At 74.4% G+C, this 13,588-nt stretch carries 13 protein-coding genes and 1 riboswitch; of the genes, 4 read left to right on the top strand and 9 right to left on the bottom strand.

All coding sequences use genetic code 11. The annotated features are described in order from the left end of the window. Window positions 1–481 precede the first annotated feature (481 nt). The gene (locus MY520_RS04705; RefSeq protein WP_436690587.1) at window positions 482–934 is read left to right on the top strand and encodes a hypothetical protein; all 453 of its coding nucleotides are present in this window, start codon (window positions 482–484) and stop codon (window positions 932–934) included. A gap of 209 nt (window positions 935–1,143) precedes the next feature. On the opposite strand, the gene pstS is transcribed toward MY520_RS04705, so the two are convergent. Continuing rightward, complete coding sequence (pstS, locus tag MY520_RS04700; RefSeq protein ID WP_436690585.1) at window positions 1,144–2,247, bottom strand: phosphate ABC transporter substrate-binding protein PstS; 1,104 nt, start codon at window positions 2,245–2,247, stop codon at window positions 1,144–1,146. A 489-nt stretch (window positions 2,248–2,736) separates the two neighbouring features. Continuing rightward, window positions 2,737–2,833, top strand: a riboswitch (cyclic di-AMP (ydaO/yuaA leader). 31 nt (window positions 2,834–2,864) lie between these two features. Between pstS and MY520_RS04695 the strand changes: the two genes are divergently transcribed. After that, window positions 2,865–4,082, top strand: a complete 1,218-nt coding sequence (locus tag MY520_RS04695) for a M23 family metallopeptidase (RefSeq protein ID WP_436690583.1) — start codon at window positions 2,865–2,867, stop codon at window positions 4,080–4,082. Window positions 4,083–4,156: 74 nt separating this feature from the next. On the opposite strand, the gene MY520_RS04690 is transcribed toward MY520_RS04695, so the two are convergent. The 3 genes from MY520_RS04690 to MY520_RS04680 all read right to left on the bottom strand — a co-directional run bounded on the left by MY520_RS04690 (window position 4,157) and on the right by MY520_RS04680 (window position 6,657). Beyond that, window positions 4,157–4,750, bottom strand: a complete 594-nt coding sequence (locus MY520_RS04690) for a hypothetical protein (RefSeq protein ID WP_436690581.1) — start codon at window positions 4,748–4,750, stop codon at window positions 4,157–4,159. A gap of 83 nt (window positions 4,751–4,833) precedes the next feature. Further along, on the bottom strand, window positions 4,834–5,616 hold the full coding sequence (locus MY520_RS04685) for a DUF2382 domain-containing protein (RefSeq protein ID WP_436690579.1): 783 nt from the start codon (window positions 5,614–5,616) through the stop codon (window positions 4,834–4,836). A gap of 147 nt (window positions 5,617–5,763) precedes the next feature. Beyond that, a complete protein-coding gene (locus MY520_RS04680; RefSeq protein WP_436690577.1) occupies window positions 5,764–6,657 on the bottom strand; it encodes a maleylpyruvate isomerase N-terminal domain-containing protein in 894 nt (297 codons plus the stop codon). Window positions 6,658–6,753: 96 nt separating this feature from the next. Here MY520_RS04680 and MY520_RS04675 point away from each other — a divergent pair, with 96 nt between their 5' ends. Next, window positions 6,754–7,005: a hypothetical protein gene (locus MY520_RS04675; RefSeq protein ID WP_436690575.1), complete on the top strand. Its 252-nt coding sequence runs from the start codon at window positions 6,754–6,756 to the stop codon at window positions 7,003–7,005. A gap of 382 nt (window positions 7,006–7,387) precedes the next feature. Continuing rightward, window positions 7,388–7,888 carry a DUF3145 domain-containing protein gene (locus MY520_RS04670; protein ID WP_436690573.1) on the top strand — a complete coding sequence of 167 codons (501 nt, stop codon included), beginning with the start codon at window positions 7,388–7,390 and terminating at the stop codon, window positions 7,886–7,888. Window positions 7,889–8,057: 169 nt separating this feature from the next. Here MY520_RS04670 and MY520_RS04665 read toward each other — a convergent pair whose 3' ends face one another. From MY520_RS04665 to MY520_RS04645, 5 genes are all read right to left on the bottom strand, one after another. Continuing rightward, window positions 8,058–9,470 carry an acyl-CoA carboxylase subunit beta gene (locus tag MY520_RS04665; protein WP_436690571.1) on the bottom strand — a complete coding sequence of 471 codons (1,413 nt, stop codon included), beginning with the start codon at window positions 9,468–9,470 and terminating at the stop codon, window positions 8,058–8,060. A gap of 106 nt (window positions 9,471–9,576) precedes the next feature. After that, the gene (locus tag MY520_RS04660) at window positions 9,577–10,818 is read right to left on the bottom strand and encodes a beta-ketoacyl-[acyl-carrier-protein] synthase family protein (RefSeq protein ID WP_436690570.1); all 1,242 of its coding nucleotides are present in this window, start codon (window positions 10,816–10,818) and stop codon (window positions 9,577–9,579) included. 99 nt (window positions 10,819–10,917) lie between these two features. After that, window positions 10,918–11,154, bottom strand: a complete 237-nt coding sequence (locus tag MY520_RS04655) for an acyl carrier protein (protein WP_163482755.1) — start codon at window positions 11,152–11,154, stop codon at window positions 10,918–10,920. A 74-nt stretch (window positions 11,155–11,228) separates the two neighbouring features. After that, entirely contained in the window at window positions 11,229–12,251 is a 1,023-nt protein-coding gene (locus MY520_RS04650; RefSeq protein WP_436690568.1) for a beta-ketoacyl-ACP synthase III, read from the bottom strand. Beyond that, window positions 12,248–13,459: an acyltransferase domain-containing protein gene (locus MY520_RS04645; RefSeq protein WP_436690566.1), complete on the bottom strand. Its 1,212-nt coding sequence runs from the start codon at window positions 13,457–13,459 to the stop codon at window positions 12,248–12,250. The genes MY520_RS04650 and MY520_RS04645 overlap by 4 nt, the downstream gene beginning before the upstream one ends. Between the last annotated feature and the right edge of the window lie 129 nt (window positions 13,460–13,588).

Raw genomic sequence — 13,588 nt, 5'->3', positions numbered from 1 at the left:
GGCCGACCCCAACTCAGCGTCGACCGGGCACCGCACTCGATCGGCCACGCATCGCCTGTCCACGCCGCGTGCACGCGCCCGAACGAGTGCTTCCAGGATAGGGGCACCGCTCCCGGCGACCCGCACCTGCGGGAGCACCGGCGGCGGACGCGCCGCCGTCCCCTGACACGGCGCACCATCCGGGGGACGGCCGGCGTTCCGACACCGCCACCTGCGCCCGCCCGGCCACTCCGCGCGTCTCACTCACCGACGCCTGCGCCCCGCGGTCATGACGCGAGATCGACGAGGAGTTCGGCGTCGTTGCACGCGTGTTCGCTCCTCGTGGGCCTCGTCGCGCCGCAGCGATCCGAGCGTCTTCATACCGAGTTCACGAACAACGAACTCGCGCCACGATCCGGCGCTCACAAGAAGTGCCTCCGCGTGCTGGTCACGCCACCAGGTACTTCTGCGCACCGCACGGTGCGCTGAGAAGGGACAGATCATGCACACTCGCACTCTCGCCGCGGCCGCCACGCTCGCGCTCGGCGCGACGGTCGGACTTGCGTCCCCCGCGGCCGCTCAGCCGAATCAGCAGGGCCTGATCAACGTCAACATCTCCGACCTCGTGGTCCAGATACCGGTCGCAATCGCCGCCAACATCTGCGACGTCAACATCGCCGTGCTGGTCGCGGATCTGGTCGACGACGCGGCGACCTGCAACGCCGAGGCCACCCCCGACGCTGATGCCGAGATCACGACCACCGACGGCGGAGCCCCCCCAACTCAGGACGGTCTGGTCAACGTCAACGTCTCCAGCATCAACGTGCAGGCCCCCATCGGCGTCGTCGCCAACGTGTGCGACGTGAACGCCGCAGTCCTCGTGAACCTCGTTGCCGACGATTCAGCACCGTGCGAGGGAAGCGCCGACCCGGATTCGACGATCACCCTGAACTGATCGACATTGTCTCGTCAGACATGCGCACCGTTCGTGACCGGGCGGTGTGGCCCAGCGTCTGCTGAGGACGGCGGGATGGTCCGGTCGACCGGAGGGTCGGCCGGACCATCCCGCCCCAGCGGTGGTCGACCAGGCTGCCCTGGGCGTCCGGCGCGGGCGCGGTCGAGTGGGAACAGCCGACAACCGGTCGCTGGGGCGGTGTGTCCGCCTCAGGAGGCGGTCCCGATCGCGTCGATCGCTGTCATGGCCTGGTCGCGCTGCGCGTCGGAGATCGGAGCCGAGCCGGCCACCTCGGCCGCGGCGTCCTGCCCCTCCTCGCTCACCACGTAGCCCATGAAGTCCGCGACCAGCTCCGCGGTCCGCGCGTCGGCGTACTCGACGCAGCCGAGGTGGTAGCTGACCAGGACGATGGGGTACCGGCCGGCCTCGGTCGTGGTGCGGTCGAGCTCGACGGCGAAGGAGAACTCGCCGCGGCCCTCCAGGCGGGAGGCGTTCTCCACCACGGCGGCGGCGGCCTCGGGGGAGGGGGCGACGAACTCCTCGCCGACCCCGATCCGCGCGACGCCGAGGTCACCGGCCTGGGAGAGGTCCGCGTACCCGATGGTGCCGACGCCGCTGCGCACCGCGGCCACGACGCCGGAGTTGCCCTGGGCGGCCTCCCCGCCGGCCACCGGCCACTCGCCGTCGGGCTCGTGCGGCCAGGCGTCCCCGCCCGTGGCCGCCAGGTACTCGGTGAAGTTCTCCGTGGTGCCGGACTCGTCGCTGCGGTGAACCGGCGTCACGGCCAGGTCGGGCAGCGGTGCGCCCGGGTTGTCGGCGGCGATGGCCGGGTCGTCCCAGCGGGTGATCCGCCCGGCGAAGACGGCCGCCAGCGTGGTGGGGGAGAGGGCGAGCTCGTCGAGGCCCGGAGCGGTGTGGACGACGGCGATCGGCGAGATGTAGTTGGGCAGCTCGAACACCCCCGCGGGGCCGCAGCGGGCCGCGGCCTCGGCGAGCTCCTCGTCGTCCAGTGCGGCGTCCGACCCCGCGAAGTCGATGCCGCCGGTCAGGAACTGTTCCCGCCCGCCGCCGGAGCCGACCGGGTCGTAGTCGACGGTCACCCCCGGCTGGACGGCGGAGTAGCCCGCGGTCCAGCCCTGCATGGCCGCCTGCTGGCTGCTCGCTCCCGCACCGACGATCGCACCCGCCAGGTCGCCGGCCGCGGCGCCGGCCCGGTCGCGCTCGTTCGGCGGCACGTACCCGGCGACGGCGACGACGGCGGCTCCGACCGCCAGCGCGCCGATCCCGGCCGCGACCTTCCTCCGGGCAGTCACACACGCCTTCCGCGATCCGGGGCCCGGGCGATCGTCCCCGGGGCGCTGTCGCCGACCCTAGGCGGTCGGCTCCGGGTCCACTCGCCGGCGACCGGAGTCGGGCCGCTCGCCCGGGCGTGGCGGCCAGACGTGTCCGGGATCTCACCGGGGGGTGCCGACGCGCACTGTCGGTGACGACGCGGCCGCGCAGCCTCCTCCCTTCCGCCGGGCTCCGCCACCCGTGTCGGGGCAGGTGGGTGGTGCGGTCCCGGCAGGAGTGACGGGTGTGGCACCGTGATCACCCGTCAGCAGTCAGGCTGTGACCGCACGTAGTCGATCCTCACCCCTTCGGGCAAGGAGGCGCACCGTGTGTGTTACCCGATCGTGACCGGTGGCCCTCACGCGTAGTAGCTTTCCTGACGGCCCAGCCGGGCTCCGCCTCCCGACAACCGGGGGGCCTCGGCCGGGCCCCGCCGAACCGCCCGACGTCCCTCCGGGGATCGAGGGGGGACCGGGGACCCACCGTTCCACTGGGGTGAGTCCTGCCTGCGCACGGGGCGCAGGCGGGTAGGGCGCCGTCCGGCCCGAACCCGTCAGCTAACTCGGTAGGCGGCCGCGAGGATGGGAGAACCGTCGCCTTGGCGACCCTGCACCGCCTGCACACCGAGCTCGACCGACCGACCTCCGTCCGCCGTCGCCTGCGCTCTCCGCGCCGGGCCCTCGTCGTCGGCGCCGTCCTCGCCGGCCTCCTGGTCGGCGCGCCCGCGGCCGTCGCCGCCCCCGTCACCCCCGCAGCCTCCGAGCAGGAGCAACTCGCGGCTGACGTCGCCCGCATCGAGGGCGAGGTCAAGGCCGCCGAGGAGCAGCTGCAGCGCATGACGGTCGAGGCCGAGGCCGCCGCCGACGCCGCCCTCGTCGCCCGTGCCGAGCTCGCCGCCGGCCAGGCCGAGGCCGAGGCCACCGCGGCCGAGCTGGCCGAGGCCCGGGCCGCGGTCGCCGGTGCCGAGGAGGCCATCGCCGACCTCAGCCGCCAGGCCTACATGGGCGGCGACCAGCGCTACGGCGACGTCGAGCTGCTGCTCGACGCCGAGAGCCCCACCGAGCTGCTGCAGCAGGCCGCCACCATGGAGGTCATCGGCGACCACCGGTCCGACCGGCTGGCCGAGTTCCTCTCCGTCGAGCAGCGGGTCGCCGACGCCGACCGTGCCGCGCAGGCCGCCGTCGTCCGGCTCGACGAGCTCGCCCGCGCCGCCGACCAGGCCGAGGCGGCGGCGAACACCCACCTCGCCGAGGCGCAGGCCGAGTTCGACGCCCGCGCCGCCGAGAAGGCCCGCCTCGAGGAGGAGCTCCGCCAGGCCGGTGAGCGGATGCTGGCCGCCCAGGGTGCCGCCGACCCGGGCGCCGCCTGGGGCGAGCGCCAGGCGCAGGCGCAGACCCTCGCCAGCGCCGCCACGACGTCCGGCATGCCGACCTCCGGGCGCCTCACCTCCTGCTACGGCGCGCGCTGGGGCACCATGCACCAGGGCGTCGACATCGCCGCCCCTATCGGCACCCCGATCTACGTCCCCGAGGGCGGCGTCGTCCTGCAGGCCGGCCCGGCCAGCGGCTTCGGCCAGGCGGTCTACGTCCAGCACGGCGACGGTCAGATCACCCTCTACGGCCACGTGAACCGGTTCTTCGTCAGCGCCGGCCAGGTGGTCACCGCCGGGCAGCAGATCGCCGAGGTCGGCAACAAGGGCCAGTCCACCGGACCCCACCTGCACTTCGAGGTGCACCAGGGCGGTCTGTACGAGAACCGGGTGAACCCGATGCCGTGGCTCAGCGCCCACGGCATCGACCTCGGCGGCTCCTGCTGAGCCCGACCGCATGACGGAGGGCCCCGCACCGATCAGTCGGTGCGGGGCCCTCCGTCGTCGCGGGACCAGCCGGGTCAGGCGGCGTCGAAGCCGGCCCGGTCGACCCTGCGGTGGTACCGGGTGCCGAGCCGTCCGCCGAGGACCGCACCGAGCAGCGTGGCGAGCAGGACCGCCACGAGGGCGATGATCCCCGCCGTGGTGGCCGTTCCCTCGTCGATCGGGATCCGCGGCAGGTTCAACTGCTGCAGCACGTTGTACTCCGACCCGAGCACGACCCCGGCGACCGACAGGGCGATCACGACCAGGAGTCCGATGACCCAGACTGCGATCCCCTGCCGGACGCCGTCGAACCGGGCCATGCGGCCGGCCACGTAGCCGCCGGCGAGGTACGCGAGGAAGAGGACCACCAGCAGTGCGATGCCGCCGGCGATGCCGATGGTGTCGGCCTGCTGGGTGGCCTCCTCGGTGCTGGGGATGCCCTGGGTGAGGCCGAGGGCGACGCCTGCGGCAGAGAGCAGCGCGACGAGCAGGACGGCGAGGCCGTTGGCGGACAGCCAGCCGAAGAAGGCCGCGCCCCACTTGATGCCGCCGAAGCGGTCGTGCTGGGCGTCGACGGCGTTGCGCGCCGGGCCGCGCGTGGCCGACGCGCCGTGGTCAGTGGTGGACATGGGTCTCCTGGGAGGGGTGGGAGCGGGAGGTCGTGCACCGGGGGGCCGGGTGGGGTGTGCTGCCACCCGGCCCCGAGGGTCGGTCAGTGGCGGCGGGTCTCCTCGACGCCGTCCGCCTCGATCCGCTCCTCGCGCACCTGCTCGCTCACCGTCTGCTGCTCGGTCACGGTCTCGGTGTCCAGGCGCACCCGCTCGACCGGCACGGCCTCCTTCGCCACGACCGGGCGCTCGGCGTGGAGGGTGACCTCGTGCTCCTCCTCGCTGATGGCGGGGCCGTCCATGGCGTTGCCGACGTTGCCCTCGGTGATCGGCTCGCGCTCGACCCGGACCTCCTCGCGGGAGACCGGCACGGTCTCGGTCACGTTCTCGGTGACGACGTACTTGCGCAGCCGGGCGCGGCCGACCTCCTCGGTGCGCGTGCCGACGGTGAGCCGCTCCTCGGAACGGGTCATCGCGTCGTCCGTGGTCGGGCCGGAGGTGTCGTGGCCGACCGGGTGGTCGACCACGCCGTCACCGTCGACGTCCCGGCCCCCGGCCGCGGGCGTGCCGGTGTCGCCGATGCCGTAGTGGCGGTACAGCTCCGACTCCTCGGTGGCCGAGAGGTGCCCCGAGGCGACGTCGACGTGCGGGGCGTTCTTGACCCGGTCCTTGTCGAAGGGCACGCGGAGGTCCTCGCCCGCGAGCTCCGCCTGCGCCAGGGGGACGAAGGCCTCCTTCGTGCCGAACAGGCCGGTCCGAACGCTGGCCCACTCGGGGCGGCCGGTCTCGTCGTCGAGGAAGACCTCCCCGACCGTGCCGAGCTTGCTGCCGTCCGTGGCGTACGCCGTGCTGCCGATCACGCGTCGAACGTCCTGGTCCGTGATCATGGGGGGCTCCTCGGCCGTGGTGAAAGGTGCGCCGCAGAATTGCGGTCAATGAGATGCGACGCCGTGAAGTTGTTCGCAACAGCGTCTGCGATGGTGGTGCCCCGGGTGATTACGACGTAAACCGACCTCGTCGGGGATGTCGTCGTGTCAGCGCCGGCCGCGCAGCCGCCCGAGCAGTCCGCCCACGCCGCCGAGGGTCTGGGCGGCGAGCTGCAGGATCGGCCCGCCGGGGATGCCGGGCGCGGCCTGCACGATCGGCGCGAGGGTCAGCAGGCCGCCGAGCTCGTGCACCTTCAGCCGCCGTCGGGCCAGCGCCACGACGGGGTTCACCCGCCCGGACGCCGCCTCGAGCAGCAGGTCGGCCGCCGCCTCCACCGCGGTGCCGCTCGCCTCGCCCGGGGCCACCCGGCGCACGGTCCAGCCGTCGCCGTCCGCGGCGAACCGCCAGCCGCCCTCCGGCGTCGCGAGGGTGGCGCCACCGGTGATCCCCTCGGCCGCCGCCAGTGCCCCGGTGACGTCCGCCAGAGCCGCCAGGCCGGCCTGCAGGACCGGGGCCTGCACCGGGGGAGCGCCCAGGGGTACCAGGTCCAGTCCGTGCACCGCCAGCTCGTACGCCTGTCCCAGGACGACGCTGAGCAGCGGCAGCCGGCCCACCACGGCCAGGGCCGGGGCGGTGTCGAGCTCGCGCGGCTCCTCGGCGAGGTAGCGGGCGGTCGCCTCGCGGTTGCGCCGCAGCGCGTCGAGCACCTCCTCCCGGGAGGCGTCGCGGTGCGCCGCGGTCACGCGCGCGTTGGTCGCGTCGACGTCCGGGGGAGTGCCCCCGCCGCCCGCGCGGGCAGAGGCGATGAGGTCGGCCAGGGCGGTGTGGTCGTCCCAGCAGCCGAGGTGCACGCAGACCTCGTGCGCCCGCCAGCCCGGTAGCCGGGTCGGCCGGTCGAGGTCGACGGCGGCGGCCTGGTCGAGGAAGGCGTCCCACGCGGGCAGCACCATCCCCGACACCTGGTCGCGGCCGGCGTCGGCCATCCCCTGGGAGCTCGGCATGCGCCGCCCCTACCCGGCCGCGTCGACGGGCAGGCATGACGTGCGTCGCACGCCGCGCTCTTGTCCGGCGACGGCGGTCCGCGCCAGCCTGACCGCATGACACGGAGCGGCACCACCCGCGGCACCGTCATCCGCTGGGACGACGACCGGCGAGCCGGGCTGATCGAGGCACCGGACCTCCCCGGCGACTGCTGGGTCGACGCCGCCGTCGTCCACGGGCCGACCAGCACCCTGCGGGCCGGTCAGGTCGTCGACGTGGACTGGAGCGAGCCCGGCGTCGAGGGGCTGCCGTTCCGGGCGACCCGGGTGGTGCCGCGCGAGGACCTCCAGGCCTCGTTCGGCGCCTGACCCGCGTCCGGTGCGGCGTGTCGAACTCGTCACGCACCGTGGCTGTCGTTACCGTGTGTCACAACCGGTCTGCGGGTGTGGACGTCGACCGGCCGCGTCGCGGGGTCCCGAGCGTGCGCTCCGAACGCGGGCACGGAAGCCGCGGCGGATGGGTGGACGGCGGTGTCGTCACCGTGGTATGGCCGCTGACCAGCACATAGTGGTCACTCCCGTGACCAAGCGTCACATGTGACCCATCCGCCTCCTCCGCACTGGCGCGAGGGGGTGACCATCGTGCAGACTGTTGACGGGACCCCTGGTCCGAGGCCGCCGAACACAGCCTGTCACCGAATCGATCGTCCGTTGGGGAAGACGAGACCGATCGAGTCGATGGAGGTGCCCCGTGCAACGACGGTCTACCCAGGGTGTCGTCTTCGTGCACGCGTGCCCGAAGGCGCTCTGCCAGCACGTCGAGTGGGCGCTGGAACGCGTCGTCGGCGCGCCGGTCTCCCTGTCGTGGGCCGACCAGCCCGCGGCACACGGTTCCTACCGTGCCGAGGTCGCCTGGACCGGTTCGCCCGGGACAGGCGCCAAGCTCGTCGCTGCGCTCCGCGCGTGGCCGATGCTGCGCTTCGAGGTGACCGAGGAAGCCAGCCACGGCAACGACGGTGAGCGCATGTCGTACGTGCCCGGCCACGGTGTCTTCCGCGCGCCCATGAGCGCCAACGGTGATCTCGTCGTCAGCGAGCAGCAGTTGCGCCACCTCGCTGCCACGGCCGGCTCCATCGAGGCGTTCCGCCACGGCGTGGACGAGCTGCTCGGTGCCGCCTGGGACGCCGATCTCGAGGTCTACCGCCATGCCGGCGACGGCAGTCCGGTCACCTGGCTGCACCAGGTGGTCTAGGTCACGATCCGACTACGACGGCCGGGTGCCCCCCGCACTCCCGTCGTAGGCTGAGGCCGGTCCGTCCGGACGTCGTCGGGGAAGCGGCGTCCGGGCGGCCCAGCGCACAGAAGAAGCAGCGGGCCCGGCTCCTCCGCGGAGGTGCCGGGCCCCGTCGCGTCCCGGTGTGTCAGAGAGGGATGTTGCCGTGCGCCCCGCGGCCGGCGGGGGCGGCGGCCAGTGCGGTGACCAGCCGGCGCCGGGTCCGCGACGGGTCGACGACCTCGTCCACGACGCCGATCTGCAGCGCCCGGTTCACGCCGCCGGCGATCCGCTCGTGCTCGGCGGCGAGGTGCGCGTGCAGCGCCTCGCGCTCGGCCGGGGGGACGGCCGCCAGTTTCTTGCGGTGCAGGATGCCGACGGCGGCCTTGGCGCCCATGACGGCGACCTCGGCGCCCGGCCAGGCGAACACCGCGGTCGCGCCCAGCGAGCGGGCGTTCATCGCGATGTACGCCCCGCCGTAGGACTTGCGGGTCACCAGCGTCACCCGCGGCACCACAGCCTCGGCGAACGCGTGCAGCAGCTTCGCGCCCCGGCGGACCACGCCGTCCCACTCCTGACCGACGCCGGGCAGGTACCCGGGCACGTCGACCAGCACCACCAGGGGGACCCCGAAGGCGTCGCACATCCGCACGAAGCGGGCGGCCTTCTCGGCCGAGGAGGAGTCCAGGCAGCCGCCCAGGCGCAGCGGGTTGTTGGCGATCACGCCGACCGTGCGCCCGGCCAGCCGGCCGAGCGTGGTGACGACGTTGGGCGCCCAGCGCGGGTGCAGCTCCAGGCCGGCGCCGTCCAGGACGGCGGCGACCAGCGGCTTGACGTCGTAGGCCCGCTGCGGCTGCTCGGGCAGCAGGGCGCGCAGGTCGACGTCCGGCTCGCCGTCGGCCGGGGCGAACCTCCCCTGGGCGGCGAGGAGGCCGACCGCCTCGCGGGCGGTGTCGAGGGCACCCTGCTCGGAGTCGGCGACCACGTGGACGACGCCGCTGCGCCGGCCGTGCGTGTCCGGACCGCCGAGCCGCTCCATGTCGACGTCCTCGCCGGTGACCGAGCGGACCACCTCGGGGCCGGTGACGAACACCCGGCCGGCCGGGCCCATGATCACCAGGTCGGTGAGCGCCGGGCCGTACGCGGCGCCCCCTGCGGCCGGCCCGAGGACGACGGAGATCTGCGGGACCCGGCCCGACGCCCGCACCATCGCCGCGAACACCTCGCCCACCGCGTGCAGCGCCGTGACCCCCTCGGCCAGGCGCGCACCCCCCGAGTGCCAGACCCCGACCACCGGCAGCCGCTCGCGCAGCGCGGTGTCGATCGTGTCGACGATGTGCCGGCAGCCGTCGAGGCCCATGGCGCCGCCCATGACGGTCGCGTCGGTGCAGTACGCGACGGCCGGGCTCCCCGACACCGTGCCCCGGGCGGCCAGGACACCCGAGTCGTCCCGCGGGATCAGCAGCGACAGGGAGCCGGGGTCGAACAGGCGCCCGAGGCGGTCGGCCGGATCCCGCGGGTCGGGGGCGGTCGGGGCGGGGACGACGGACAGGGCAGTCACGGGACCTCCGGGGCCTCGGGCGCGCGGGATCGGGGGGTCTGGGCAGGCGGCACCGCTGGGCCGGCCCGGTCGGGCCGACCCAGGAGACGGTGCTCGGGGTCCTTCTTCAGGCGGTGGTGAAGACCAGCGCGATGTTGTGGCCGCCGAAGCCGAAGGAGTCGTTCACCGCGGCGGTGAGCTGGGCGCGCCTGGGCTCCCGGCGCACGATGTCGAGGGCCTGGACGGAGGCGTCGTCGTCCGGGTCGTCGAGGTTCGCCGTCGCCGGCACCACCTGCTCGCGCAGGGCGAGGATGGTGAAGACCGACTCCAGTGCCCCCGCCGCGCCGAGCAGGTGGCCGGTCTGGCTCTTGGTGGCCGTGACGAGGACGTGCTCGCCGATGGTGTTGCGGATGGCGGCGGCCTCTGCTGTGTCACCGACCGGGGTGGACGTGGCATGCGCGTTCACGTGGCCGATGTCGGCCGCGGTGAGTCCGGCGTCGCGGATGGCCGCGGCGATCGCCCGGCCGGCACCCTCGCCCTCCGGGTGCGGGGCGACCAGGTCGTAGCCGTCGGCGGTGCCGCCGGCGCCGGCCAGGCGGGCGTGCACCCGGGCCCCGCGGGCCTTCGCGGCGTCGGCGCGCTCCAGGACCAGGGCGGCCGCGCCCTCGCCGAGCACGAAGCCGTCGCGGGCCTTGTCGAACGGGCGCGAGGCGCGCTCCGGCTCGTCGTTGCGGGTGCTCATCGCGCGCATGGCCGCGAACCCGGCCATGGGCAGCGGGTGCACGCAGGCCTCCGCGCCGCCCACCAGCACGACGTCGGCGCGGTCGAAGCGGATCAGGTCCAGGCCCCACCGGATGGCCTCGGCGCCGGACGCGCAGGCGCTGACCGGTGCGTGCACGCCGCCCTTGGCGCCGATGGACAGGCCGACCGCGGCGGCCGGGCCGTTGGGCATGAGCATGGGGATGGTGAAGGGGGAGACCCGCTTGGGCCCCTTCTCCTCCAGGACGTCGTCCTGGCCGAGCAGGGTCAGCGCCCCACCGATGCCGGTGCCGAAGACGACGGCGACCCGCTCGGGGGCCACCCCGGCGTCGGCGGCGCCGGAGTGCCGCCACGCCTCCTCGGCGGCGACGACGGCCACCTGCTGGCTGCGGTCGAGCCGGCGGGCCCGCACGCGGTCGAGCCCCTCCACGGGGTCGGCCGCGAGCCGGGCGACCAGCTGGGCCGGGAACTCCTTGATCCAGTCGTCGGTGATCCGGCTGACCCCCGACCGCCCGGCCAGCAGGGCGTCCCAGGTGCTGGCCACGTCGCCACCCAGTGGTGTGGTGGCGCCGAGGCCGGTGACGACGACGTCGCCGACGGGCGTGCTCATGGGGATTCCTCCTGGGACGTGCGGCCGGGGGTGCCGGGTCGAGGCCCCCTGCAGGGTCCCGCCGCGAGCGTGCGAGCGGTGGGGGGCAGGGGGGTCCTTCTACTGGTTCTTCTGGATGAAGCTGATGGCGTCGCCGACGGTCTTGATGTTGCCGAGCTCGTCGTCGGGGATGGCGACGCCGAACTTGTCCTCGACCGCGGTGGCGATCTCGACCATCGACAGGGAGTCGACGTCGAGGTCCTCCGTGAACGACTTCTCCGGGGTGGCGTCGGCGGGGGCGACGCCCGCGACCTCCTCCAGGATCTCGGCCAGACCGGTCTGGATGTCCTCGCTCACGCGCGGTCCTCTCTCTCGGGTAGGCGGGAACTCCGCCGTCGGGCCCTGGTGGCCCGGTGCATGGTGGGTGCCCCTCAGGGCAGGCGGAACACCTGTCCGGCGAAGGTGAGTCCGGCGCCGTAGCCGAGGACGAGGGTCAGGTCGCCGCTCTTGGCCTCACCGGACTCCATCAACGCGGTCAGCGCCAGCGGGACGGAGGCGGCCGACGTGTTGCCGGCCTGCACGATGTCGCGGGCGACGACGGTCCGCTCGCCGAACCCGAGCCGCTTGGTCATCGACTCGATGATCCGCAGGTTGGCCTGGTGCGGGGCGAAGACGTCGATGTCCTGCGGGCCGACGCCCGCGGCCTCCATCGCCTCGACGAGGGTCTCGGTGAGCTTGGTGGTGGCCCAGCGGTACACCGCCTGGCCGGCCATGGTCATCGTCGAGCTGCCCGCGGCGATCTCGATCGCGTTGTGCTGGTCGCCGTCGCTGCCCCAGATCACCGGGCCGATCTGCGGCTCGTCGGAGGGACCGAGCACCGCGGCCCCCGCGCCGTCGGCGAAGATCACCGCCGTCGAGCGGTCGGTCAGGTCGGTGACGTCGGTCAGCCGCTCGACCCCGACGACGAGCGCGTGCCCGGCCGACCCGGTGCGGATCGCGTCCGCGGCCACGCCGAGGGCGTAGCAGAACCCGGCACAGCCGGCGTTGAGGTCGAACGAGCCGGGCCGCGGGATGCCCAGCCGGAAGGCCACCTGCGGGCCGATGCCCGGGATGGGAGCCCGCAGGCTCGCGCTGGCCACGATCACCAGGTCGACCTGGTCGGGGGACAGGCCGCTGGCGGCCAGCGCCTTGCCGCCGGCCGCCACGGCCATGTCGACCAGCGACTCGTCCTCCGACGCCCACCGGCGCTCGGCGATGCCGACCCGGCTGCGGATCCACTCGTCGTTGGTCTCCATGACCTGGGCGAGCTCGTCGTTGGTCACCCGCCGGCGGGGCCGGTAGGCGCCCAGGCCCAGCAGTCGCGCGCCGGGCGCGCCCTCACGCAGGTTGATGCTCACTCCGCCCTCGTTCCGCTCCTCGGTCGCCGGCGCTCGTTCGGGCGTCGCGTTGGTCATTCCGCCACCTCCGGGTAGAGCCGGGCGATCGGATCCCCTGCGTCGACCAGGTCGCCGTCCTGCACCAGCCACTCGGCCAGTACCCCGTCGTAGCCCGCTGAGACCTTGACCTCCTCGCGGCGGCCGCGGATGAGGCCCAGCGGGGTCCCGGCCGGCAGCCGGCTGCCCTCGCTGACGTCGGCCGGGCTGACCGTGCCGCGCGCCGGGGAGACGACGACCCGCCAGTCGGGCAGGTGCTCGGCCTCGGCCCGGCCGCGCTCGGTCGCGATGAGGTCGCGGGCGCGGTCGAGGTCGGCCGGGCCGGTGACGGCGAGGATCTCGACGTCGGACCCCTTCCACTCCCGCTTCGCCAGCCCGGCGAGCGCCCCGGCCGGAGGCAGCTCGATGGCGGCGGTGACGCCGAGCTCCTTCATCGTGGCCAGGCAGGCGTCGAACCGCACCGGGCTGGTGACCTGGCTGACCAGCCGGTCGAGGACCGCGGCCCCGGAGGTGACCGCCGCGCCGTCGGCGTTGGAGAGCAGCAGGCGGCTCGGGTCCGCCGGCCGCAGCCCGCCGACCAGGCCCTCCAGCTCGGTCCGGGCCGGCGCCATGTACTCGGTGTGGAAGGCGCCGGCCACCGACAGCGGCACGATCCGCGCCTTGGCCGGCGGCTCGGCCTTGAGCGCGGCCAGCTCGTCGAGCGAGCCGGCGACGACGACCTGGCCGCCACCGTTGATGTTCGCGGCCACCAGGCCGTGCCGCTCCAGCGCCGCGGCCAGCTCGTCGGGGTCACCCCCGAGGACGGCGGACATCCCGGTCGGCGTCATCGCGCACGCGGCGGCCATCGCCCGGCCGCGGACGGCGGTCAGCGCGATCGCCGCCTCGACGCTCAGCACCCCCGCCAGGGCGGCCGCGGTGAGCTCCCCGACGCTGTGGCCGGCGATGACGACGTCCCGGCCGCCCTGCGGCGTGTGCGCCACGGGGCCGGGGAGCCCGCCGAGCTCGCGGGCGATGAACAGGCTCATCGCGACCACGAGCGGCTGGGTCACCGCGGTGTCCTTGATGGCCTCCGCATCGCCGGTGGTGCCCAGCGACAGGAGGTCGGCGTCGGCGATCGCGCCGGCCCACCGGAAGAAGGACTCGGCACCGGGGAGCTCGAGCCAGTCGGTCAGCATCCCGGGTTTCTGCGCACCCTGACCAGGGGCGAGGACGGCCAGCACGTCCCTCACCGTGCCAGGGATCGTCGTCGCGCGCGGGTCGGAGCGGAACGAAAGCACACGGGTGCTCTTTGGAGGGTTCCTACAAGCGGACCGGGTTCACGGGGGGCGCCGTGGGGGTTCCGGTGGTGGGTGTCACAC

The organism is Geodermatophilus sp. CPCC 205506 (assembly GCF_051383635.1).
GTDB lineage: Bacteria > Actinomycetota > Actinomycetes > Mycobacteriales > Geodermatophilaceae > Geodermatophilus.
Note: the sequence above shows the minus strand (reverse complement) of the source record. Positions and strands in the feature narration are given on the sequence as shown.